This window comes from Thauera sedimentorum, assembly GCF_014489115.1.
Classification (GTDB): Bacteria; Pseudomonadota; Gammaproteobacteria; order Burkholderiales; family Rhodocyclaceae; genus Pseudothauera; species Pseudothauera sedimentorum.
Genome location: NZ_JACTAH010000002.1, coordinates 17,509 through 39,970, shown reverse-complemented (window position 1 = coordinate 39,970; position 22,462 = coordinate 17,509). Strand labels below are relative to the sequence as shown.

At 68.9% G+C, this 22,462-nt stretch carries 19 protein-coding genes; 16 read left to right on the top strand and 3 right to left on the bottom strand.

Translation table 11 applies throughout. The features are described 5' to 3' along the window. Positions 1-130: 130 nt before the first annotated feature. Positions 131-844 (top strand): lytic transglycosylase domain-containing protein, encoded by a 714-nt coding sequence (locus tag IAI53_RS09920; RefSeq protein ID WP_187718049.1) that lies wholly within the window; start codon positions 131-133, stop codon positions 842-844. 97 nt (positions 845-941) lie between these two features. Here the strand turns inward: IAI53_RS09920 and IAI53_RS09915 are convergent, their stop codons facing one another. Together IAI53_RS09915 and IAI53_RS09910 are read right to left on the bottom strand one after the other, a co-directional pair. Beyond that, positions 942-2,117, bottom strand: a complete 1,176-nt coding sequence (locus IAI53_RS09915; protein ID WP_187718048.1) for a pyridoxal phosphate-dependent aminotransferase — start codon at positions 2,115-2,117, stop codon at positions 942-944. Positions 2,118-2,211: 94 nt separating this feature from the next. Then, positions 2,212-4,056, bottom strand: a complete 1,845-nt coding sequence (locus IAI53_RS09910) for a phosphoenolpyruvate carboxykinase (GTP) (protein ID WP_187718047.1) — start codon at positions 4,054-4,056, stop codon at positions 2,212-2,214. Positions 4,057-4,294: 238 nt separating this feature from the next. On the opposite strand from IAI53_RS09910, the gene IAI53_RS09905 reads away from it, so the two are divergent. The 3 genes from IAI53_RS09905 to pbpG all read left to right on the top strand — a co-directional run bounded on the left by IAI53_RS09905 (position 4,295) and on the right by pbpG (position 8,866). Further along, complete coding sequence (locus IAI53_RS09905) at positions 4,295-6,568, top strand: NADP-dependent malic enzyme (RefSeq protein ID WP_187718046.1); 2,274 nt, start codon at positions 4,295-4,297, stop codon at positions 6,566-6,568. Positions 6,569-6,655: 87 nt separating this feature from the next. Next, positions 6,656-7,792: a patatin-like phospholipase family protein gene (locus IAI53_RS09900; protein WP_187718045.1), complete on the top strand. Its 1,137-nt coding sequence runs from the start codon at positions 6,656-6,658 to the stop codon at positions 7,790-7,792. Positions 7,793-7,951: 159 nt separating this feature from the next. After that, entirely contained in the window at positions 7,952-8,866 is a 915-nt protein-coding gene (gene pbpG / locus IAI53_RS09895; RefSeq protein WP_187718044.1) for a D-alanyl-D-alanine endopeptidase, read from the top strand. 38 nt (positions 8,867-8,904) lie between these two features. Here the strand turns inward: pbpG and IAI53_RS09890 are convergent, their stop codons facing one another. Then, on the bottom strand, positions 8,905-9,627 hold the full coding sequence (locus tag IAI53_RS09890) for an IclR family transcriptional regulator (RefSeq protein WP_187719387.1): 723 nt from the start codon (positions 9,625-9,627) through the stop codon (positions 8,905-8,907). 176 nt (positions 9,628-9,803) lie between these two features. Between IAI53_RS09890 and IAI53_RS09885 the strand changes: the two genes are divergently transcribed. The 12 genes from IAI53_RS09885 to IAI53_RS09830 all read left to right on the top strand — a co-directional run bounded on the left by IAI53_RS09885 (position 9,804) and on the right by IAI53_RS09830 (position 22,453). After that, positions 9,804-10,529, top strand: coding sequence for a (Fe-S)-binding protein (locus tag IAI53_RS09885; protein WP_187718043.1), 726 nt, complete (start codon positions 9,804-9,806; stop codon positions 10,527-10,529). Then, positions 10,529-11,962 carry a LutB/LldF family L-lactate oxidation iron-sulfur protein gene (locus tag IAI53_RS09880; protein ID WP_187718042.1) on the top strand — a complete coding sequence of 478 codons (1,434 nt, stop codon included), beginning with the start codon at positions 10,529-10,531 and terminating at the stop codon, positions 11,960-11,962. The genes IAI53_RS09885 and IAI53_RS09880 overlap by 1 nt, the downstream gene beginning before the upstream one ends. Beyond that, positions 11,959-12,906, top strand: coding sequence for a D-2-hydroxyacid dehydrogenase (locus tag IAI53_RS09875; protein ID WP_187718041.1), 948 nt, complete (start codon positions 11,959-11,961; stop codon positions 12,904-12,906). Before IAI53_RS09880 ends, IAI53_RS09875 begins: the two co-directional genes overlap by 4 nt. A 28-nt stretch (positions 12,907-12,934) precedes the next feature. After that, the gene (locus IAI53_RS09870; protein ID WP_187718040.1) at positions 12,935-13,588 is read left to right on the top strand and encodes a LutC/YkgG family protein; all 654 of its coding nucleotides are present in this window, start codon (positions 12,935-12,937) and stop codon (positions 13,586-13,588) included. A gap of 188 nt (positions 13,589-13,776) precedes the next feature. Then, entirely contained in the window at positions 13,777-16,641 is a 2,865-nt protein-coding gene (locus IAI53_RS09865) for a monovalent cation/H+ antiporter subunit A (protein ID WP_187718039.1), read from the top strand. Next, positions 16,641-17,060: a Na+/H+ antiporter subunit C gene (locus IAI53_RS09860; protein ID WP_187718038.1), complete on the top strand. Its 420-nt coding sequence runs from the start codon at positions 16,641-16,643 to the stop codon at positions 17,058-17,060. Before IAI53_RS09865 ends, IAI53_RS09860 begins: the two co-directional genes overlap by 1 nt. Further along, the gene (locus tag IAI53_RS09855; RefSeq protein WP_187718037.1) at positions 17,057-18,580 is read left to right on the top strand and encodes a monovalent cation/H+ antiporter subunit D; all 1,524 of its coding nucleotides are present in this window, start codon (positions 17,057-17,059) and stop codon (positions 18,578-18,580) included. Before IAI53_RS09860 ends, IAI53_RS09855 begins: the two co-directional genes overlap by 4 nt. Then, positions 18,580-19,104: a Na+/H+ antiporter subunit E gene (locus tag IAI53_RS09850; protein WP_187718036.1), complete on the top strand. Its 525-nt coding sequence runs from the start codon at positions 18,580-18,582 to the stop codon at positions 19,102-19,104. Before IAI53_RS09855 ends, IAI53_RS09850 begins: the two co-directional genes overlap by 1 nt. After that, positions 19,101-19,370 carry a K+/H+ antiporter subunit F gene (locus IAI53_RS09845; protein WP_187718035.1) on the top strand — a complete coding sequence of 90 codons (270 nt, stop codon included), beginning with the start codon at positions 19,101-19,103 and terminating at the stop codon, positions 19,368-19,370. The genes IAI53_RS09850 and IAI53_RS09845 overlap by 4 nt, the downstream gene beginning before the upstream one ends. 7 nt (positions 19,371-19,377) lie before the next feature. After that, positions 19,378-19,779, top strand: a complete 402-nt coding sequence (locus tag IAI53_RS09840) for a Na+/H+ antiporter subunit G (RefSeq protein ID WP_187718034.1) — start codon at positions 19,378-19,380, stop codon at positions 19,777-19,779. 89 nt (positions 19,780-19,868) lie between these two features. Next, a complete protein-coding gene (locus IAI53_RS09835) occupies positions 19,869-21,080 on the top strand; it encodes a pseudouridine synthase (protein ID WP_349771915.1) in 1,212 nt (403 codons plus the stop codon). Beyond that, positions 21,080-22,453, top strand: a complete 1,374-nt coding sequence (locus IAI53_RS09830) for an AmpG family muropeptide MFS transporter (RefSeq protein ID WP_187718033.1) — start codon at positions 21,080-21,082, stop codon at positions 22,451-22,453. Before IAI53_RS09835 ends, IAI53_RS09830 begins: the two co-directional genes overlap by 1 nt. Positions 22,454-22,462: the final 9 nt, after the last annotated feature.

Sequence of the window (22,462 nt, the reverse complement as noted above, 5' to 3'; positions counted from 1 at the left end):
CAGCCGACGCTTCGCTCCGCCTCCGGCCTTCGGGTCGTCCAGGCATACCCACCCTCGATCACGCCGACCCGCCGCATGCGGAGGCCGAGGGGCGGGCCGGGCGTGCGTTCGATGCCGGAACGGGGGAACCATGATGCACGCAACTCGTTTCAAGCACCTCGTCCGCAATGCGGGCTCCTTTTTGATTCACGCCGCCCATGGTGTCCTGCTCAGCGCAGGGCTGGTGGCGCTCGCCGTGGTGGCTGCAGGCATGCTGGAGCGCGGTCCGCTGCGCTTCTTCGACGGCAGCATGGCCGAAGCGCATGCCGCGGTCGGCTCGCGCTACGACTTCGGCACCGTCCAGTCGCAGCAGGCCGAGGCCGAGCAGCCCGGGCTGTCCGCGGAGATGGAGCGCGTGCGCGACTACATCGCCCGCCGCTACCGGGTCTCGTCGCTGGCCCTGGAGCCGGTGCTGCTGGCCGCGGAGGACAGCGCCCGCAGCGTGGGCATCGACCCGCTGCTGGTGGTGGCGGTGATCGCTGTGGAGTCGAGCTTCAATCCCTTTGCCGAGAGCCATGTCGGTGCGCAGGGGCTGATGCAGGTGATCCCGCGCTTCCACATGGACAAGATCGGCGAGGACGCGGGTGAAGATGCGCTGTTCGATCCGGCGCTCAACGTGCGCGTCGGCACCCTGGTGATCGACGAGGGCCTGCGTCGGTTCGGTTCGCTCAAGGCCGCGTTGCAGTACTACGGCGGCGCGCGCAACGATGCCACGGCGGCCTACTATCGTCGGGTGATGGCGATGAAGCAGCGCCTGGTGACGGCTGCCGGGCGCGGCCAGGTGGCCATTACGGCCGGCGCCTGAGCAGGGCCGGAACCGGCCGCTGCGGCGGCTGTGGTGCAAGGAAGGCGGGCTTAGGTCCGCCTTCCTGCGTTTACCTCGGCGTCGTGGGGCCGGCGGGTCAGCCGAGCAGGGCGCGCATGCGCTCGCAGGCTTCCAGCAGGCGGGCTTCGCGGGTGGTGTAGGCGATGCGCAGGTGGCGGCGCGGGGCGTTGTCGCCGAAATCCAGGCCGGGCGTGGTGGCCACGCCGGCTTCCTCGATCAGACGGCGGGCGAGGGTCTCGCTGTCGCCGCCCAGGCGGCTGACGTCGGCGTAGATGTAGAAGGCGCCCTGCGGCTCGGTGGCGATGCCGAAATCCAGCTCGCGCAGCGCGGGCAGCAGGGTGTCGCGGCGGTGGGCGAACTCGTGGCGACGTTTTTCCAGGATCTCCAGCGTGGCCGGCTGAAAGGCCGCCAGGGCGGCGTGCTGGGCGGGTGTGGAGGCGGAGATGAAGAAATGCTGGGCGAGCTTCTCGACCTCGCGCGCCCAGCACTGCGGCACCACCAGCCAGCCCAGCCGCCAGCCGGTCATGCCGAAATACTTGGAGAAGCTGTTCACCACGAAGAGGTCGTCGGCCGCGGCGAGCGCCGGCTGGGCGAGCACGGTGGAGGCCGGCACGCCGTAGGTGAGCCCCTGGTAGATCTCGTCGACCAGCAGCACGCCGCCGCGGGCATGGGTTTCGGCGTGCAGCGCGGCCAGTTCCGCGGCAGTCAGCAGGGTGCCGGTGGGGTTGGACGGGCTGGCCACCATCAGGCCGCGGGTGCCCGCCTGCCAGGCGCTGCCGACCTGCCCGGGCGTGGGCTGGTAGCGGCTTGCCGCATCCACCGGCAGGGCGCGGGCGCGGCCTTCAACGCTGCGCACCAGGTGGCGGTTGGACGGATAGCCGGGGTCGGGCAGCAGCCATTCGTCGCCCGGGTTGGTGGATACCGCCAGGGCCAGCATCAGCGCGCCGGAGGCGCCCGGCGTGATGACGATGCGCTCGGGCGCGACCTCGGCGCCGAAGCGGTCGCGGTAGAAGCGCGCGATCGCCTCGCGCAAAGCCGGCAGGCCGAGCGCGGCGGTGTAGTGCACGTCACCGTTGGCGAGGAAGCGCGTGGCCGCCTCGATGATGGGCTGCGGCGTGGGGAAGTCGGGTTCGCCGACCTCCATGTGGATGATGTCGCGCCCCTGCGCCTCGAGTTCGCGCGCGCGGCGCAGCAGCTCCATGACGTGGAAGGGCTGGATGTCTGCCATGCGGCGGGCGGGTTGAAAGGCCATCGCGTTGCTCCGTGAGTCAGGGGGCGGGAAAAGCAAAAAAGCGCCGGCCGTGGCCGACGCTTCTCGTGGGTGCCGGCCGAGCGCCGGCGCAGCTTCAGACCGACAGGGCCAGTTCGAACAGCTCGCGCTTGAGCACCAACTGGCGCGGCAGGCGGTCCTGCAGCTTGTCGAACCATTCCTTGTGCAGTTCGAGTTCCTTCTTCCAGGCATCGGCGTCAACCTGGGTCAGGGCCTCGAACTCCGGCTTGGTGACGTCGGAACCGCTCCAGTCGATGTCCTCGAACTTCGGCATCCAGCCCAGCGCGGTTTCCTTGGCGGCGACCTTGCCCTTGACGCGGTCGACGATCCACTTCAGCACGCGCATGTTCTCGCCGAAGCCCGGCCACATGAAGTTGCCCTTCTCGTCCATGCGGAACCAGTTCACGCAGAAGATCTTCGGGGTCTGCTCGACCACGTGACCCATCTTCAGCCAGTGGTTGAAGTAGTCGCCCATGTGGTAGCCGCAGAAGGGCAGCATGGCGAAGGGATCGCGGCGCACCACGCCCTGCGCGCCGAAGGCGGCGGCGGTGGTCTCCGAACCCAGGGTGGCGGCCATGTACACGCCGAAGTTCCAGTTGAAGGCCTGGTACACCAGCGGCACGGTGGTGGCGCGGCGGCCGCCGAAGATGAAGGCGGAGATGGGCACGCCGGCGGGGTCTTCCCAGGCCGGGTCGATGGACGGGCACTGGTTGGCGGGGGCGGTGAAGCGCGCGTTCGGGTGGGCGGCCTTGCGCCCGGTTTCCTTGGCGATCTCCGGGGTCCAGTCCTTGCCCTGCCAGTCGACCAGGTGGGACGGGGCTTCCTTGGACATGCCTTCCCACCACACGTCACCGTCGTCGGTCAGTGCGACGTTGGTGAAGATGATGTTTTCCTTCAGCGTCGCCATGGCGTTGAAGTTGGTCTTCTCGGAGGTGCCCGGCGCCACGCCGAAGTAGCCGGCTTCCGGGTTGATGGCGTAGAACTTGCCGTCCTTGCCCGGCTTGATCCAGGCGATGTCGTCGCCCACGGTGGTGACCTTCCAGCCGCCGAAGCTCTTCGGCGGTATCAGCATGGCGAAGTTGGTCTTGCCGCAGGCCGAGGGGAAGGCGGCCGCCACGTAGGTCTTCTCGCCTTCCGGGGATTCCACGCCGAGGATCAGCATGTGCTCGGCCAGCCAGCCTTCGTCGCGCGCCATGGTGGAGGCGATGCGCAGCGCGAAGCACTTCTTGCCGAGCAGCGCGTTGCCGCCATAGCCCGAGCCGTAGGACCAGATCTCGCGGGTCTCGGGGTAGTGCACGATGTACTTGGTGTCCGGGTTGCACGGCCAGCGGCTGTCCTTCTCGCCGGCGGCCAGCGGGGCGCCGACCGAATGCACGCAGGGCACGAACTCGCCGTCGGTGCCCAGCACCTCGATGGCACCCTTGCCCATGCGGGTCATGGTGCGCATGTTGGTGACCACGTAGGGGCTGTCGGAGATTTCCACGCCGATGTGGGCGATCGGGCTGCCCAGCGGACCCATCGAGAACGGGATCACGTACATGGTGCGGCCGTGCATGCAGCCCTTGAACAGGCCGTTCAGGGTTTCGCGCATCACCGCCGGGTCTTCCCAGTTGTTGGTCGGGCCGGCGTCTTCCTTGTTCTGCGAGCAGATGAAGGTGCGGTCTTCCACGCGGGCGACGTCGGAGGGGTCGGACCAGGCGAGGTAGGAGTTCTTGCGCTTTTCCGGGTTCAGCTTGATCAGCATGCCGGACTCGACCATCTCGGCGCACAGGCGGTCGTACTCTTCCTGCGACCCGTCGCACCACACCACGCGATCGGGCTCGGTGAGCGCGGCGATCTCGGCGACCCACTTCTTCAGGCCTTGGTGGCGAACATAGTCGGGGGCGGCGGCCAGGGCGGCCTCGGAAAAGCGTTGGGTCATGGCGGGTGGCTCTCCAGGTTGCGGGTGCTAAACCGGTCCCCGTCGGTCGGGCGGCACAGCGTGCGGCCGGCGGGCTGCGGGGGCGGACCAGTCACACCCCTGCAGTGCGACTTGCGGAAAATACTAGGGTAAACCGCAGTCGGCGAAAGCCTAATATTATGCCACGTCCCGGAAGGCGGCGAAAAGCCCGACCCCGGTCGCCCACACCAGCCAAACAAAGAGAGAAGACGGAACCGCCATGGATGAACTGATACGCGTCGCAGCGCTCGATTACCACCGCAACCCGCGCCCGGGCAAGATCTCGGTGACCCCGACCAAGGTGCTCAGCAACCAGCGCGACCTGTCGCTGGCCTATTCGCCGGGCGTGGCCGCAGCCTGCGACGCCATCGTCGAGGACCCGGGCCAGGCGGCGGAACTGACCGCGCGCTCCAACCTGATCGGCGTGGTCACCAACGGCACCGCGGTGCTCGGCCTGGGCAACATCGGGCCGCTGGCGGCCAAGCCGGTGATGGAAGGCAAGGGCGTGCTGTTCAAGAAGTTCGCCGGCATCGACGTGTTCGACCTGGAGATCGACGAGCCGGACGCCGACAAGCTGATCGACATGATCGCCGCGCTGGAGCCCACCTTCGGCGGCATCAACCTGGAGGACATCAAGGCGCCCGAGTGCTTCTACATCGAGTCGAAGCTGCGCGAGCGCATGAAGATCCCGGTCTTCCACGACGACCAGCACGGCACCGCCATCGTGGTCGGCGCGGCCATCCTCAATGGCCTGCAGATGCAGGGCAAGGACCTCAAGAAGGTCAAGCTGGTCACCTCCGGCGCGGGCGCCGCGGCGCTCGCCTGCCTGGGCCTGCTGGTCAAGCTGGGCGTGCCGGTCGAGAACATCTGGGTGACCGACCTCGAGGGCGTGGTCTATGAAGGGCGCACCGCGCTGATGGACCCGATCAAGGCGCGCTACGCCAAGCGGACCGACGCGCGCAAGCTGGCCGAGGTGATCGAGGGCGCGGACGTCTTCCTCGGTCTGTCCGCCGGCGGCGTGCTCAAGCGCGAGATGGTCGCCAAGATGGCCGCCAACCCGCTGATCCTGGCGCTCGCCAACCCCACCCCGGAGATCCTCCCCGAGGAGGTCAAGGCGGTGCGCGACGACGCCATCATCGCCACCGGCCGTTCGGACTATCCGAACCAGGTGAACAACGTGCTGTGCTTCCCGTTCATTTTCCGCGGCGCGCTGGACGTGGGCGCGACCACCATCACCGACGAGATGCAGCTCGCCGCGGTGCGCGCGATCGCCGAGCTGGCGCGCGCCGAGCAGAGCGACATCGTCGCCGCCGCGTATGGCGAGAAGGTCGGTGGCTTCGGTCCCGAGTACATCATCCCGCGCCCCTTCGACCCGCGCCTGATCGTCAAGATCGCCCCGGCGGTGGCCGAAGCGGCGATGGCCTCCGGCGTGGCCACCCGCCCGATCACCGACTGGGACGCCTACCGCAGCCAGCTCAACAACTTCGTCTGGCATTCCGGGCTGATCATGAAGCCGGTGTTCGCCGCCGCCCGCAAGACGCCCAAGCGCATCATCTTCTCGGAAGGCGAATCCGAGAAAGTGCTGCGCGCGGTGCAGACCGTGGTGGACGAGGGGCTGGCGCGTCCGATCCTGATCGGCCGCCCGGAGGTGGTGAAGAACAACATCGAGCGCTTCGGCCTGCGCATGGCCGCCGATCGCGACTACGAACTGGTCAATCCGGACTCCGATCCGCGCTTCAACGAGCTGTGGCAGCACTACCACGGCCTGATGGAGCGCCGCGGCGTGTCGGTGGAGTACGCCAAGAAGGAAGTGCGCCGGCGCACCACGCTGATCGGCACCCTGCTGCTCAAGTTCGGCTACGGCGACGGGCTGATCTGCGGCACCTACGGCATGCACCGCCTGCACCGCGAGTTCGTCGAGACCGTGCTCGGCCGCCGCGAAGGCGTGGACCACCTGTACACGGTGAACCTGCTCAGCCTGCCGGGGCGCACGCTGTTCCTGGCCGACACCTACGTGAACTACGACCCCACGCCGGCGCAGATCGTCGAGATGACCCTGCTGGCCGCCAAGGAGATGCAGGGCTTCGGCATCGAGCCGCGGGTGGCGCTGCTGTCGCACTCGTCCTTCGGTTCGGCCGACTCGCCCACCGCCGAGAAGATGCGCACCGCGCTGCGCATGCTGCACGAACAGCATCCGGATCTGCAGGTGGAAGGCGAGATGCACGGCGATTCGGCGCTGGACGCCAAGCATCGCCTGCAGGTCTTCCCCAACGCCAAGATGCGCGAGGACGCCAACCTGCTGATCTTCCCGACCCTGGATGCGGCCAACATCGCCTTCAACCTGCTGAAGAACGCGGCTGGCGAGGGCATGACCGTCGGCCCCATCCTGCTCGGTGCGGCCAAGCCGGTGCACATCCTCACCCCGTCCGCCACCGTGCGGCGCATCGTCAACATGACCGCGCTGACCGTGGTCGAGGCCGGGCAGGGCGAGTGAGCCGACGGCTGTCCGACAGCTGCGTCACGCCGCCCGGCGGGTGATCCGGCGTAGCATGTCGGCATCCAGGTTCCGGGGAGGCGCGCGATGACGCAGGCGGGGGAACGGGCGGCGCTGGTGCTGACCGGGGGCGGCGCGCGCGCCGCCTACCAGGTCGGCGTGCTTGCCGCGATCCGCGAGCTGCGCGGGCGCCGCGCCGGCAATCCCTTCCCCATCCTGTGCGGCACCTCCGCGGGCGGCATCAACGCCGCCGCGCTGGCGGTGTATTCGGCCGATTTCAATGCCGCGGTGCGCCGGCTGATGTGGATCTGGCGCAATTTCCATGTGGAGCAGGTATACCGCACCGACCCGGCCGCCCTGTTCGGCACGGGGCTGCGCTGGGGCGCGGCGCTGACCCTCGGCTGGGCGGTGCGCCAGACCCCGCGCTCGCTGCTCGACAACGCGCCGCTGCACCGCCTGCTCGGCAGGGTGCTGGATTTCTCCGCGATTGGTCGCGCCATCGACGCCGGCCATCTGTACGCCTTGTCGGTCACCGCCTCCGGCTACACCTCGGGCGAGAGCCTGGCCTTCTTCGAGGCCGCGTCCGAGGTCCAGCCCTGGCGGCGCACCCAGCGCGTCGGCATGCGGGCGCGGATAGGCGTCGAGCATCTGCTGGCCACCAGCGCGCTGCCCTTCGTCTTTCCCGCGGTGAAGATCAACCGGGAGTACTTCGGCGACGGCTCCATGCGCCAGCTCGCGCCCATCAGCCCGGCCATCCACCTGGGGGCCGATCGCATCCTGGTGATCGGTGCCGGGCGGCTCGCGGAAGAAGGGCGGCAACGCACCGAGACCTATCCCTCGCCGGCACAGATCGCCGGCCACGCCCTGTCGAGCATCTTCCTCGACAGCCTGGCGGTGGATCTCGAGCGCCTGGACCGCATCAACACCACCGTGGGGGCGATGAGCCCGGCGCAGCGCGAGGCGGCCGGCATCGGCCTGCGCCCCATCGAAACCCTGGTGATCTCGCCCTCGCAGCGCCTGGACACCATCGCCGGCCACCACCGGCGCAGCCTGCCGCCCTTGCTGCGCACCCTGCTGCGCGGGGTCGGGGCGATGCGCAGGGAGGGCTCGACCCTGCTCTCCTACCTGTTGTTCGAACCCGGCTTCACCCGCGCGCTGATCGAGCTGGGCTACTGCGACACCCTCGCACGTCGTGGCGAAGTGACTGATTTTCTAAGGTTATGAGCCGGCAGGCCGTTAAGCAATTGCCCTGGCTCAAGTCGCTGTCGGGGCGATTTTGTGACAATCCTCTTTGACTGTTTTACGAAACAGCTTCAAAAAAGCTTGATATCTGTTTATTTTTATTAAGAATAATAGGAACGCGCACACGCCCCCGGATTCGTCATGATGTATCGAACCTTTGCAGCCGCACTTCTTGGCATCGTATTCGCCCAGCTCGGCTGGGTTTCGCAGGCTGCGGCCGGGCAGGAAGGCACGAAATCCGGCAAGGCCGCCGTCCGGGCGGAAGACCGCGGCATCAGCGGCCTGGAACTGGGGTCGAGCGCCTTCGCCATCGCCCACCAGCTCACCGGGGAGATCCTCGCCGAGCGGCGTGGCGCGTCGGTGGCACCGATCGCCTCGATCACCAAGCTGATGACTGCGATGGTGGTGCTCGACGCCGCCCTGCCGCTGGCGGAGACGCTGACCGTGACCCGCGCGGACATCGACACGCTCAAGGGCACCGGCTCGCGCTTGCCGATCGGCGCGCGCCTGAGCCGCGAGCAGATGCTGCTGCTGGCGCTGATGTCCTCGGAGAACCGTGCCGCTTCCGCGCTGGCCCGTCATTACCCGGGCGGCGAGGCGGCCTTCATCAAGGCGATGAACGTCAAGGCGCGCATGATCGGCCTCAGCGACACCCAGTTCTATGACAGCACCGGACTGAGCCCGCGCAACGTCTCCAGTCCGCGCGACCTGGTGAGGATGGTCGCCGCGGCCGCCGAATATCCGCTGATCCGTGAATTCACCACCTCGGACGAGCGTCAGGTGCGCGTCGGCCGCAAGATGCTGCAGTACCGCAACAGCAACAGCCTGGTGCGCAATCCGGAGTGGAACATCGGTCTGTCGAAGACCGGCTTCATTCGCGAAGCGGGGCGTTGCGTGGTGATGCAGACCCAGCTTCAGGGCGAACCGGTGATCATCGTGCTGATGAATGCGCGCAGCCGCTGGGCGCGCGACACCGACGCCAAGCGCCTGCGCGAATGGCTGCAGACCGCCGGCCTGCAGCGTCTGGCCCTGGCCGGCGGGCGGCGCGAGGGCTGAGCCCTTTGCCCCTCAGTGTCTGAGGTCAGCCCTCGCCCTCAGCGTTGGACGTAGCCCATTGCCTGGGAAATCTCTTCCGCCGTCTGGCGCACCAGCGGCGCCCAGTCCGGGTTGAAGCGCTCGGATGGTGTCGACAGCGACAGGCCGGCGATCAGTTCGCCCGCGTCGTCGCGGATGCCGGCGGCGATGCAGCGCACCCCGTTCTCCACTTCATCGAGGTCGAAGGCCACGTTGTGACGGCGAACCTTGTCCAATTCCTTCTCCAGCGACTGCAGGCTGGTGATGGAGGTCGGGGTGGAAGCCGGCAGGCCGGTGCGCTTGGCGTAGTCGCGCACCCGCTCGGCGCCGTCCTCGACCAGGAAGAGCTTGCCGGTGGCCGTGGTGTGCAGCGGGGCGCGGGCGCCGACGATGTGCACCACCCGCACCGCCGAACGGCCGCTGGAGGTGCGTTCCACATAGACGATCTCGTCGCCGTCGCGGATGCCGAGGTTCACGCTCTCGCCGGTGGCCGCGTGCAGCTTGAGCATCGAGGGCATCGCGGTCTCGCGCAGCGAGATGCGCGACTTCACCAGGCTGCCCAGTTCCAGCAGGCGGATGCCCAGCCGGTACACACCCGGCTCGGTGCGTTCGACGAAGCCGCTCTGGCTCATCGCGCCGAGGATGCGGTGGGCGGTCGAAGGGTGCAGGCCGGTGTCCAGGGCGAGCTGCTTGAGCGGCGCCGGGTCGGGGTGGCGGGCCAGCGCGTCGAGCAGCTTCATCATGCGCTCGATGACCTGAATGGGGTTCTTGGCTTCCGGTGCTGCGGTGGCCGAAGTTCTTGTTTTGTTGGGTGACACGTCGATCCTGCGGGTTTTCCGTAACTTGCGAATGTTAGCCGGCGGACTTAATTTCGCCTAGTGAAATGACGCGGCAGGGCGCCGCAGGAAGGAGGCTTGCAATGCGGGTAGGGCTGTTCGTGACATGCCTGGTGGACATGATGCGGCCGCGCATCGGCTTTGCCACGCTGAAACTGCTGGAAGGGGCCGGCTGCGAGGTGGTGGTGCCGGAAGGCCAGACCTGCTGTGGTCAGCCCGCCTGGAACTCGGGCGACGCGGCCACCGCGCGCGGTCTGGCGCTCAAGGTGCTGGACGATTTCGACGGTCTCGAATGGGTTGTGACGCCCTCGGGCTCCTGTGGCGGGCAGATCGTCAAGGTCTTCCCCGAGTTGTTCAAGGACGACCCGGCCAACCATGCGCGCGCGCTGCAACTGGCCGCCCGTACCCGCGAGCTGACCGATTTCCTGGTCAATGTGCTCAAGCTCGAGACGGTGCCCGGGCGTTTCGACGGCTCGGTGACCTATCACGACTCCTGTTCCGGCTTGCGCGAGCTGGGCGTCAAGCGCCAGCCGCGCGAGCTGCTGGCCAAGGTGCCCGGCCTGCTGCTCACCGAGATGGGTGGCTGCGAGGAGTGCTGCGGCTTCGGCGGCACCTTCTCGGTGAAGTTCGGCGACATCTCGGCGCAGATCGCCGAGCGCAAGGCGCGCAACATCCAGGCTGCCGGCACCGACGCGGTGGTGCTGGGCGACCTGGGCTGCATGCTCAACATCGAAGGCAAGCTGCGCCGCATGGGCGACGACAAGACCCGCGTGCTGCATGTGGCCGAAGTGCTGGCGGGAGAGGGCTGATGCAGAGTCAGGCGATGTTCTTCAAGGCGCGCGTGGGCGACAAGCTCGCCGACCGCGTGCTGCAGGAAAACCTCGGCAAGGCCAAGAGCAAGTTCGTCGATGCGCGCGCCCGTGCGGTGGCGGAGTACGAGCGCGACGAGGGCGCCGACTTCGAAGCCCTGCGCGAAGCCGGCAAGGCCATCCGCAACCGCACGCTGGCCAACCTCGACGTATGGCTGGAGACCTTCGAGGCCAAGGCCACCGAGCGCGGCGGCCAGGTCATGTACGCGCGCGACGGCGCCGAAATCTGCCGCCTGGTCACCGAGATCGCCAAGCGCCACGGCGTGACCAAGGTGGTCAAGTCCAAGTCCATGCTCTCCGAGGAGGCCGCGCTCAACAAGGCGCTCGCCGCTGCCGGCATCCAGCCGGTGGAGACCGACCTGGGCGAGTACATCCTGCAGATCAACGACAACGAACCGCCCTCGCACATCATCGCCCCGGCCTTCCACAAGTCCAAGGAAGAGGTTGCCGAGCTCTTCGTGCGCACCCATGGCAAGCCGAAGAAGAGCGGCATCGAGGAGATGACCCGCGAGGCGCGCGAGGCCCTGCGTGGCCACTTCCTCACCGCCGAGATGGGCGTCTCCGGCGGCAATTTCCTGATCGCCGAAACCGGCTCGGTGACCCTGGTCACCAACGAGGGCAACGGCCGCATGGTGACCACCATGCCCAAGGTGCACGTGGTGATCACCGGCATCGAGAAGGTCATCCCGACGCTGGAGGATTTCGCCACGCTGATGCGCCTGCTGCCGCGTTCGGCCACCGGGCAGCACATCTCCAACTACGTGTCGGTGCTCACCGGGGTGAAGGGCGCAGACGAGCTCGACGGCCCCGAGCACCTGTACTTCATCCTGGTGGACAACGGCCGCGCCAGCCTGGTCGGCACCGAGTTCCAGGAGATGCTGCGCTGCATCCGCTGCGGCGCGTGCATGAACCACTGCCCTGTGTACCAGACCGTTGGCGGGCACGCCTACGGCTGGGTGTACCCGGGGCCGATGGGCTCGGTGCTCACGCCGCTCTACACCGGCATCGCCAACGCGCTCGACCTGCCGCACGCGGCCACGCTGTGCGGCCAGTGCAGCGTGGTCTGCCCGGTGAAGATCCCGCTGCCCGAGCTGCTGCGCGGCCTGCGCGAGAAGCAGGTGGACATGGACCTGCGTCCGCGCAGCGAACGCCTCGCGCTGCGCGCCTGGGGCTGGGTGGCGCGCCATCCCAAGCTCTATGCGCTGGCCACCAGGATCGGCGTGCGCTACCTCAACTGGCTGGCCGACGGCACCGACCGCATCCGTGTGCTTGGCGTGGCCCAGGAGTGGACCAAGGGGCGGGATTTCCCGGCGCCGGAGGGGCGCACCTTCCGCGAGCTCTACGCCGAGCGGCGCAAGGGGGCAGCGCGGTGATCACCATCGTCTGCCCCGAGCGCGATGCGGTCGGTGCGCAGTTCCGTGCCCCGGCAATCGAGCACCGCTGGATCGAGCACCCGGCGACGACGCAGGCCGAACTGGTCGCACGGCTGGCCGGCGCCCAGGTGGCGATCATCAACAAGCTGAAGCTGGGCGCGGCGGAAATCGCCGCGTTGCCCGAGCTGCGCATGATCGCGGTGGCCGCCACCGGCGCGGACAACATCGACCTGGCGGCCTGCCGGGAACGCGGCATCGTGGTCTCCAATGTGCGCGGCTACGCGGTGGATACCGTGCCCGAGCACGCCATGATGCTGATCCTCGCGCTGCGCCGCCGGCTGCTCGACTATGTCGCCGACGTGCGCGCCGGGCGTTGGGCGCGGTCCGAGAACTTCTGCTTCTTCGACCACCCGATCGGCGACCTGGCCGGCGCCACCCTGGGCGTCGTCGGCCGCGGGGGACTGGGGCAGGGCGTCGCGCGCCTGGGCGAGGCCTTCGGCATGCGCGTACTGTTCGCCGAACACCGCGGCGCGACCACGGTGCGCGAGGGCTACGCCGCCTTCGAGCAGGTGCTGGCCGAGGCCGACGTGATCTCGCTGCACTGTCCGCTCAAGGACAACACCCGCGGCCTGATCGGCGCGGCCGAACTCGCGCGCATGAAGCCCACGGCGATCCTGGTGAACACCTCGCGCGGCGGGCTGGTGGACGAAGTGGCGCTCGCCGAGGCCCTGCGTGCCGGACTAATCGCCGGTGCGGCCACCGACGTGCTGTCCACCGAACCGCCGCGCGACGGCAATCCGCTGCTCGACGCCGACCTCCCCAACCTGATCGTCACCCCGCACGTGGCCTGGGCCTCCGCCCAGGCGATGCAGCGCCTGGCCGACCAGGTGATCGACAACATCGAAGCCTTTGCCGCCGGCGCGCCGCGCAACCGGCTGGCCTGATCTAGCGAAGAAACTCACGGAAGAAGCCATGGACGCCCGAGAAGACATCCTGTTCCGCGTGCGCGTTGCGCTCGGCCGCAGCGACCAGAACCGCCACGAAGGCGAGACCGACGTGCGCGCCGCCTTTGCCGCGCGCACCCAGGGACCGCGCCCTCAACTGGGCACCGATCTGGTCGCGCGCTTCTGCCATGAATCCGGCGTGCAGTCGTCCACCGTGGATGTGGTCGACACGCTGGACGAGGTGCCGGCCGCGGTGGCGCGCTTCCTTGCCGACCGCCAGTTGCAGCCGCAGGCGGTGGTGTGGCCGAAGTACGGAAACCTGCCGTGGGCCGCGGCCGGCATCCAGGCCGAGGCGCGCGCGGCGCGCGACGAGGACCTGGTCGGCATCACCGGCTGCTTCTGCGCGATCGCCGAGACCGGCACGCTGATGACCTGCTCGGCGCCGGATGCGCCGCCCTCGACCAGCCTGCTGCCGGAGACCCATATCGCCATCGTGCCGGAGTCGCGCATCGTCGCCGGCATGGAGGACGGCTGGGCCTTGGCGCGCGCCGAACTGGGCGAACTGCCGCGCGCGGTGAACTTCATTTCCGGGCCCTCGCGCACCGGCGACATCGAGCAGACAATCGTGCTCGGGGCGCACGGCCCCTATCGTGTCCACCTGATCCTGGTGCGCCAGGCCTGAGCCGCAGCCCGCTCTTTGGATTGTGGATTTCCCTGAATCGGCGCCCTTCGGCGCCGATTTAGATGGTGCGCATCAGTCACCGTCGATATACTTTGCCGCAATAGGGTCTGCCGCAGGCGTACCCGAACTTGCTATGGCCGGGGTGGTCCACCCGGCCGTTTTTGCGCACGCATTGCCGGGTCCTGTCGATGAGTCTTGCCCTGATCGTGATGCTGCCCTTCCTCGGGGCGATGCTGCCGGCGTTGATGATCCGCGCCGGGCGCAATGCCTGCGCGCTGACCACGGGTTTCATCACCCTGCTGGCCTTCGCGCTGTTGATGGTCCACGCCCCGGCGGTGGTGCTGCGCGGCGAGGTGGTGCAGGCGCAGTGGAACTGGCTGCCGGCGCTGGGACTGAACGCAAACTTCTTCCTCGACGGCCTGGGCTTCCTGTTCGCCACGCTGATCCTCGGCATCGGCCTCCTGATCATCACCTACGCCCGCTTCTACCTGGCGAAGGAAGACCCGATGGGCAGCTTCTACAGCTACCTGCTGCTCTTCCAGGGCGCCATGGTGGGCATCGTGCTGTCCGACAACATCCTGCTGCTGCTGGTGTTCTGGGAACTGACCAGCCTGTCGTCCTTCCTCCTCATCGGCTACTGGAAGCACCTGCCGGAAGGCCGCCAGGGCGCACGCATGGCGCTCGCCGTGACCGGCGCCGGCGGGCTGGCGATGATCGCCGGCATGCTGATCCTCGGCCACATCGTCGGCTCCTACGACCTCTCGGTGATCCTGCAGCACGGTGAGGCGATCCGCGAATCCGAGCTCTACCTGCCCGCGCTGGTGCTGATCCTCGCCGGTTGCTTCACCAAGAGCGCGCAGTTCCCCTTCCACTTCTGGCTGCCGCACGCCATGGCCGCGCCCACCCCGGTGTCGGCCTACCTGCACTCGGCCACCATGGTGAAGGCGGGGCTGTTCCTGATGGCGCGCATGTGGCCGGTGCTGGCCGGCACCGAGGCCTGGTTCTACCTGGTGGCCACGGCCGGCCTGCTGACCATGGTGATCGGCGCCTTCATCGCGCTCTTCAAGGACGACCTCAAGGGCCTGCTGGCCTACTCCACGGTCAGCCACCTGGGGCTGGTGACCATGCTGTTCGGCTTCGGCACGCCGATGGCGGCGGTGGCCGGGGTGTTCCACATCATCAACCACGCCACCTTCAAGGCCGCGCTGTTCATGAACGCCGGCATCGTGGACCACGAGGCCGGCACGCGCGACATCAAGCGCCTCGGCGGGCTGGCCTTGCTGATGCCGATCTCCGCCACCCTGGCCACCCTGGCCGCAGCCTCGATGGCCGGCCTGCCGCTGCTCAACGGCTTCCTCTCCAAGGAGATGATGCTGCACGAGGCCGCGCACACCGCCTGGGCCGGGCAGGGCTGGCTGGTGCCGCTGCTGGCCACGGTCGGCGCGCTGTTCTCGGTGGCCTATTCCTTCCGCTACATCCTGCACGTATATTTCGGCCGCCGCCGCGACGACTATCCGCATCCGCCGCACGACCCGCCGGCCGGCATGTGGCTGCCGCCCGCGCTGCTGGTGGCGTTGGTGGTGCTGATCGGGCTGTTCCCTGAGACCATGGCCGGCACTCTGGTGCGTGCCACCGCCGCTGCGGTGATCGGTGGGCCGGTGCCGGACTTCCACCTGTCGATCTGGCACGGTTTCACCCTGGCGCTCGGCATGTCGGCGGTGGCGGTGGCGGTCGGCCTGCTGCTCATCCTGGCCTATCCGCGGGTGCGCGCCCTGTGGCAGGCCGGGCCGCATCCGGAGGCCAAGGCGATGTTCGACGCCACGCTGGGCGGCGCGCTGGCGCTGGCCGGGCGCTTCACCCACGGCCTGCACAACGGTTCGCTGCAGCGCTACCTGGCCTTTGCCATCGCTGCCATGGTGCTGGCCGGTTTCGCCGCCTTCCTCGGCGCGCCGCACGCGGCCGGCACGCGCGCGCCGCTGCCAATGCCGCCGGTCGCGGTAGTGGCCTGGGTGCTGCTGCTCGGCGGCTGCATGCTCGCGGTGGTGTTCTTCCGCAAGCGCCTGCTCTCGGTGCTGGTGGTGGGGGCCGTGGGCCTGATCGTTTGCGTGGCCTTCATTTATCTGTCCGCTCCCGACCTGGCGCTGACCCAGATCTCGGTCGAGGTCACCACGGTGATCCTCATCCTGCTCGCCCTCTACTTCCTGCCCAAGGAGAGCCCGGTGACCAGCACGGTGCGCGCACAGCCGCTGCGCCACCTGCGCGACGCGGTGCTGGCGCTGGCGGCCGGCGGCGGCATGGCGGCGGTGAGCTGGGCGATGATGACCCGCGACGGCACCTCCCTGTCCACCTACTACCTGGAGAATGCGGTGAGCGGCGGGGGCGGCACCAACGTGGTCAACGTCATCCTGGTGGACTTCCGCGGCTTCGACACCTTCGGCGAGATCATCGTGCTCGGCATTGCCGCGCTGGCCATTTATGCCCTGCTGGACGGCGCGCTGCACGGCCGCGTCGCGCGCCGGCTGAGCGCGTGGACGCCGGACCTGCCGGTATCGGTGGATCGCCACCCGATCATCATGGTGGTCGCCACCCGGGTGATGCTGCCGCTGGCCCTGCTGGTCGGCGTCTACATCTTCCTGCGCGGCCACAACCAGCCCGGCGGCGGCTTCATCGCCGCGCTGGTCGTGTCGATCGCGCTGATCATGCAGTACATGGCGAGCGGCTTCGGTTGGGCGGCGCAGCGGGTCAAGGTGAAGTACCACGCGATGATAGGCAGCGGCGTGCTGGTGGCCGCGGCCACCGGCATCGCGGCCATGGTGCTGGACCGCCCCTTCCTGACCTCCGCCTTCGCCCATGTGCACCTGCCGGTGATCGGCGAGTTCGAACTGGCCAGCGCGATGGCATTCGATACCGGCGTGTTCCTCACCGTGGTCGGCGCGGTGATGCTGGCGCTGGCCAACCTGTCGCGCATGGGGCGGTGGACCGCGCACCGCGCGGTCAACAAGACGGCGATGGACGTCGATCCGAGCGCCGTGCCGAACGGGGAGTCGCACTGATGGAGTTCCTCATCGCCACCGCGATCGGCGCCATGACCACCGCCGGCATCTACCTGGTCCTGCGCGCCCGCAGTTTCCCGGTGATCATCGGCCTGTCGCTGCTGACCTATGCCACCAACCTGTTCCTGTTCGCCACCGGCCGCCTGGCGGTGAACCTGCCGCCGGTGATCAGCCCCGAAGCCGCGGCCTATGTCGATCCGCTGCCCCAGGCCCTGGTGCTGACCGCCATCGTGATCTCCTTCGGCATGACCGCGGTGGTGGTGGTGATGGCGCTGCGCGCATACCTCGAGACCGGCAACGATCACGTCGACTTGCCCGGCGAGGCCTCGCCCGAGGCGCGCGAGGACGACTGGAAGCTGCTCGGCCGCAAGCAGGGTGATACGGCCCGTCCGCCCTCCGCGGTGGAGGAGAGCGTATGAACCACTGGCTCATCCTTCCCATCCTGCTGCCGGCGGTGCTCGGGGCGGTGCTGGTCATCGCCGCCCGCCACGACCGCCTGCTCTCCAGGGTGTTCGCGGTGGCCTCCTGCGTGCTGCTGCTGGTCCTCGGCGTGGTGCTGCTGGTCATGGCGAGCGATGGCAGCATCCGCTCCTATGCGCTGGGCGACTGGGTGGCGCCCTTCGGCATCGTGCTGGTGCTCGACCGCCTGTCGGCGCTGATGCTGGTGCTCACCGCGGCGCTCGGGCTGGGCGTGCTGCTGTACGCGATCGGCGGCTGGGACGAGCGCGGCAAGCACTTCCATCCGCTGTTCCAGTTCCAGCTGATGGGCCTGAACGGCGCCTTCCTCACCGGCGACTTCTTCAACCTCTTCGTGTTCTTCGAGATCCTGCTGATCGCCTCCTACGGCCTGATGGTCCATGGCGGTGGCGGCTTGCGGGTGAAGGCTGGCGTGCAGTATGTGGTCACCAACCTGGTCGGCTCCTCGCTGTTCCTGATCGCGGTGGGCCTGATCTACAGCGTCACCGGCACGCTCAACATGGCCGACCTGGCGATCAAGGTGCCGCAGGTGCCGGCCGCCGACCAGGCCCTGCTGCAGACCGGGGCGGTGCTCCTGCTGCTGGTGTTCGGCGTCAAGGCGGCGCTGGTGCCGCTGCATTTCTGGCTGCCCGGCACCTATGCCAATGCGCCCGGCCCGGTGGCGGCGCTGTTCGCCATCATGACCAAGGTCGGCGCCTATTCCATCATCCGGCTCTACGTGCTGGCCTTCGGCGCGGATGCCGGCGAGGCGGCGTGGATTGCCGCGCCCTGGCTGCTGCCGGCGGGGCTGCTGACCCTGGTGCTGGGCATGAGCGGCGTGTTCGCCGCGCGCAGCCTGGGGCAGATGGCCAGCTTCGCGGTGATCGGCTCCATGGGCATGCTGCTCGCCACGGTGTCGGTGTTCACCCCGCAGGCGCTCAGTGCCGCGCTGTTCTATCTCGTGCATTCCACCTTCGGCGCCGCGGCCCTGTTCCTGATTGCAGACCTGGTCGCCGAGCGCCGCGGCGTGCAGCGCGACCGCCTGGCGCTGGCCCCGCGCTTCGCCCAGGGCACGCTGATCGCCGGGCTGTTCTTCGCCGCCGCCATCGCGGTGGCCGGCATGCCGCCGCTGTCGGGCTTCCTCGGCAAGCTGCTGGTGCTCGACGCGGTGCGCGCTCATCCGCAGGCGGTGTGGTTCTGGGCGCTGATCCTGGCCACTTCCCTGCTCGCCATCCTGGGTTTTGCGCGCGGTGGCAGCCTGGTGTTCTGGAAGAGCCACGCGCTGGAGGCGCCTGCCACTGCGAGCCGGCGGCCGGCGCCGGTGCTGCCTTTCGTGGCGGTGGGCGGACTGCTGGCGGTGCTGGCGGTGCTGACGGTGGCGGCCGGACCGGTCCACGCGTGGCTGGAACAGGCCTCGGCACAGGTCTTCGCGCCGGCGGGCTACATCGATGCCGTGCTGGGCGCGGCAGGAGGAGGGCAGTGATGGCTGACAGGTCCGACAACGACGGGCGCAGCTTCATGCAGCGCTGGCTGCCGCACCCCCTGCTGACCGTGGTGCTGATCGCGCTGTGGATGCTGCTGCTCAACAACTTCAGTGCCGGCGGGTTGCTGATGGGCAGCCTGCTCGGGGTGGTGATCCCTATCATCACCAGCAACTTCTGGCCGGAGCGCCCGCCGGTGAAGGCCTACGGCAAAGCCTTCTCCTACATGGCGCTGGTGGCCTGGGACGTGGTGGTGGCCAACCTGCAGGTCGCCCGTCTGATCCTGTTCCGCCGCGCCGACGAGCTGCACGTGCGCTGGGTGACCGTGCCGCTGGAACTGCGCTCGCCCGAGGCGATCACCGTGCTGGCCGGCACCATCACCATGACGCCGGGCACGGTGTCTTGCGACCTGTCGGCCGACGGCCGCAGCCTGCTGGTGCACTGCCTGGATGCGCCCGACGCCGAGGAAGCGGTGCGGCAGATGAAGGAGCGCTACGAGGCCCGCCTGATGGAGATCTTCCCGTGATCGAACATGCCCTCAACTTCGGCTATGTCGCGGTGTCGATGGCCGTACTGCTCAACCTGTGGCGTCTGCTGCGCGGCCCTTCGCTGATGGACCGCGTGCTGGCGGTGGACACCATGGTGATCAACGTCATCGCGCTGATCATCCTGTTCGGCATCCAGCAGCGCACCACGGTGTTCTTCGAGGCCGCGCTGCTGTTCGCCATGTTCGGCTTCGTTTCCACGGTCGCCTACTGCCGCTTCATCCTGCGCGGCGACGTCATCGAGTGAGACGACGATGAACTTCCTGCTCGAACTGCTGGTTTCCGTGCTGATCGTGCTCGGCGGCATCTTCGCCCTGATCGGCTCGATCGGCCTGGTCAAGCTGCCCGAACTGCTCACCCGCCTGCACGGGCCGACCAAGGCCACCACCCTGGGCGTGGGCGGTGCGCTGGCGGCCTCCATGCTGTTCTTCTTCGCCATCGAGGGCACGCTGTCGATCCACGAGGTGCTGATCAGCGTGTTCCTCTTCCTCACCGCGCCGATCTCCGCGCATTTCATCGCCAAGGCGCATCTGCACGAGCATGAGGAACTGCGCGGCGATCTGCCGTCCACTGGCCGTCCGCAAGGCTGGAGCACCTTCGACGGCCTGCCGGAAGGCGAGGGCGAGGAGCGTCCCGAGCAGGCGCCGCGCGCCTGAGCGCACGTACAGGCGACCGCGCTCGGGGCGGTTTCAAGGATAATGCTGGGCTTTGATCCGGCCTTTCTCCGGACGGCCCGAGGTTTCCAGTGAACACCACACGCAGAACTCCCCCCGCGCCCGCGCCGTCCCGCGTCGCCGGCACCCTCAAGGTCCGCGCGCGCGCACCCGAGACCGAGCCGGCCGAACCGGCCGCAGACTCGCCGGACGCGGTCACGGCCAAGCAGGACGCTGCGCCGGCACGCAAGCCGGCCGCGTCCAAGAGTGACCGGAAGCCGTCGCCCGCTGCGCGCGGCGAGCGCCGGGCCAAGGAGACGCGGGCCAATACCGGTGCGCCGCGCGATGCGGCGGAACGGGCTTCCAGCCGCGCTGCGCCCAAGGCGGCCGAGGGACGCGAGCGCCAGCCGGCGCGTCGCACCGCGACTGAAGCAGGCGGCAAGCCCGGCCGAGCGCCCGCCGAACGCCCTGCCCGCACCACGATGGATCGCCGCAGCACCGACCGCCCCGCACGCGCCGCCACGCCACGTCCGCAGCCCACCCCGCGCAGCCCTGCCGGCACTGCAGAGGGCGCGCCCGAGGGTGTGCGCCTGTCCAAGGTGATGGCCGAGCGCGGCCTGTGCTCGCGGCGCGAGGCCGACGGGCTGATCGAGCGCGGCTGGGTGTTCGTGGACGGCCGGCGGATCACCGAACTGGGCACCCGCATCGATCCGGGCGCCAACATCACCGTCGCACCCGAGGCGCGCCGCCAGCAGGCGCAGCGCGTGACCATCCTGCTTCACAAGCCGGTGGGCTATGTCTCCGGCCAGCCGGAGCCGGGCTACGAGCCGGCGGTGGTGCTGATCAAGGCGGAGAACCAGTTCGACGTCGGCGAGGCGCAGAACTTCCACTACAGCCATCTCAAGGGCCTGGCGCCCGCCGGGCGGCTGGACATCGATTCCACCGGCCTGCTGGTACTGACCCAGGACGGACGCATCGCCCGCCAGTTGATCGGCGACGACTCCAAGGTCGACAAGGAGTACCTGGTGCGCGTCGAAGGCGAGCTCTCGGCCGAGGGCCTGGCCCTGCTCAACCACGGCCTCGAGCTGGACGGCCGCAGGCTGCGCCCGGCCCAGGTCGAATGGGCCAACCCGGACCAGCTGCGCTTCGTGCTGCGCGAAGGGCGCAAGCGCCAGATCCGCCGCATGTGCGAGCTGGTCGGCCTCAAGGTGGTGGGCCTGAAGCGCGTGCGCATCGGCAAGGTGCGCCTGGGCGACCTGCCCGCCGGGCAGTGGCGCTACCTCCGCGAGGACGAGCACTTCTGATGCGTGACCGGCTGGCGGCGGCCTTCGCCACCTACCTCAACCGCCGCATGCTGACCCTGCTGGCGCTGGGCTTCTCCAGCGGCCTGCCGGCGCCGCTGGTGTTTTCCAACCTGTCGATCTGGCTGCGCGACGAAGGCGTGAGCCGCACCGACATCGGGCTGTTTGCGCTCGCCGCCACCCCCTACGCGATCAATTTCCTGTGGGCGCCGCTGATCGACCACCTGCGCCTGCCCTGGCTCACCGACCGCTTCGGGCGGCGGCGCGGCTGGGCGCTGGCCACGCAGATCGCGCTGATCGGCGCCATCCTGTGGATGTCCTATTCGGCGCCCGCCCAGCACCTGTGGATGATGGCGGTGGCCACGCTGCTGGTGACCACCGCCAGCGCCACCCAGGACATCGTGATCGACGCCTACCGCATCGACTCGCTCACGCCCGAGCAGTATGGCGCCGGCTCGGCGGTGGCGATCTGGGGCTGGCACCTGGGCGGCACGCTGGTGGGCGGCGCAGGCGGGCTGCTGCTGGCCGGGCAGTTCGGCTGGCAGGCGTCCTACCAGATCCTCGCGCTGGCGGTGCTGGTCGGCGTGCTGGCCATCCTCGCCAGCCCCGAGCCGGTGCGCGCCATTCCGCGCCGCGTGGCCGAGGAGGAGGCCGCCGTGCGCGCACGCCTCGCCGGCCGTCTGCCGGCTGGGGCCGCGGCGGTGGCGGCCTGGCTGTACAACGCGGTGGTGGCGCCCTTTGCCGAATTCATGCGGCGTGACGGCTGGCTGCTGGTGCTGGTCTTCGTCTTCGTGTTCAAGTTCGGCGACGCCATGCTGGGGCGCATGTCCGGGGTGTTCTACCGCGAACTGGGCTTCTCGCTGGAGACCATTGCCGAGGTTTCCAAGGTGTATGGCTTTGCGGCGAACATGGTCGGGGTCTTCCTCGGCGGCGTGCTGGCAGCGCGCATCGGCGTGCTGCGCGCGCTGTTCGTCGCCGGCTTCCTGACCGCGGCGACCAATCTCACCTATTCCGCGCTCGCCGTGGTTGGTCAGCAGAAGTGGATGCTGGCGGTGGCGGTGGTGTCCGACAGCTTCACCACCGGCTTGGTCACCGTGGCCTTCGTCGCCTATCTCTCGGGGCTGTGCAATGTCGCGTACACCGCCACCCAGTACGCGCTGCTCGCCTCGCTGGGCAATCTGTCGCGCATCTGGCTGTCGGCCTCGGCCGGCTACATGGTGGACCGCCTGGACGGCGACTGGGCCACCTTCTTCACCTTCACCGCGGGGCTGGCCCTGCTCGGCCTGCCGCTGCTGCTGTGGCTGATGCGGCGCTTTCCGTCACATGTCGCCGCCCGTGGTGCCAGCGGGGCGGGCGAGGGCGCGCCGGCCGCTTGATTGCCGTGT

Excerpts from the sequence above, each read along its gene's own strand:
- IAI53_RS09920 (WP_187718049.1), top strand. The coding sequence starts at position 131 with ATGATGCACGCAACTCGTTTCAAGCACCTCGTCCGCAATGCGGGCTCC.
- IAI53_RS09915 (WP_187718048.1), bottom strand. The coding sequence starts at position 2,117 with ATGGCCTTTCAACCCGCCCGCCGCATGGCAGACATCCAGCCCTTCCAC.
- IAI53_RS09910 (WP_187718047.1), bottom strand. The coding sequence starts at position 4,056 with ATGACCCAACGCTTTTCCGAGGCCGCCCTGGCCGCCGCCCCCGACTAT.
- IAI53_RS09905 (WP_187718046.1), top strand. The coding sequence starts at position 4,295 with ATGGATGAACTGATACGCGTCGCAGCGCTCGATTACCACCGCAACCCG.
- IAI53_RS09900 (WP_187718045.1), top strand. The coding sequence starts at position 6,656 with ATGACGCAGGCGGGGGAACGGGCGGCGCTGGTGCTGACCGGGGGCGGC.
- pbpG (WP_187718044.1), top strand. The coding sequence starts at position 7,952 with ATGATGTATCGAACCTTTGCAGCCGCACTTCTTGGCATCGTATTCGCC.
- IAI53_RS09890 (WP_187719387.1), bottom strand. The coding sequence starts at position 9,627 with ATGATGAAGCTGCTCGACGCGCTGGCCCGCCACCCCGACCCGGCGCCG.
- IAI53_RS09885 (WP_187718043.1), top strand. The coding sequence starts at position 9,804 with ATGCGGGTAGGGCTGTTCGTGACATGCCTGGTGGACATGATGCGGCCG.
- IAI53_RS09880 (WP_187718042.1), top strand. The coding sequence starts at position 10,529 with ATGCAGAGTCAGGCGATGTTCTTCAAGGCGCGCGTGGGCGACAAGCTC.
- IAI53_RS09870 (WP_187718040.1), top strand. The coding sequence starts at position 12,935 with ATGGACGCCCGAGAAGACATCCTGTTCCGCGTGCGCGTTGCGCTCGGC.
- IAI53_RS09865 (WP_187718039.1), top strand. The coding sequence starts at position 13,777 with ATGAGTCTTGCCCTGATCGTGATGCTGCCCTTCCTCGGGGCGATGCTG.
- IAI53_RS09860 (WP_187718038.1), top strand. The coding sequence starts at position 16,641 with ATGGAGTTCCTCATCGCCACCGCGATCGGCGCCATGACCACCGCCGGC.
- IAI53_RS09855 (WP_187718037.1), top strand. The coding sequence starts at position 17,057 with ATGAACCACTGGCTCATCCTTCCCATCCTGCTGCCGGCGGTGCTCGGG.
- IAI53_RS09850 (WP_187718036.1), top strand. The coding sequence starts at position 18,580 with ATGGCTGACAGGTCCGACAACGACGGGCGCAGCTTCATGCAGCGCTGG.
- IAI53_RS09840 (WP_187718034.1), top strand. The coding sequence starts at position 19,378 with ATGAACTTCCTGCTCGAACTGCTGGTTTCCGTGCTGATCGTGCTCGGC.
- IAI53_RS09830 (WP_187718033.1), top strand. The coding sequence starts at position 21,080 with ATGCGTGACCGGCTGGCGGCGGCCTTCGCCACCTACCTCAACCGCCGC.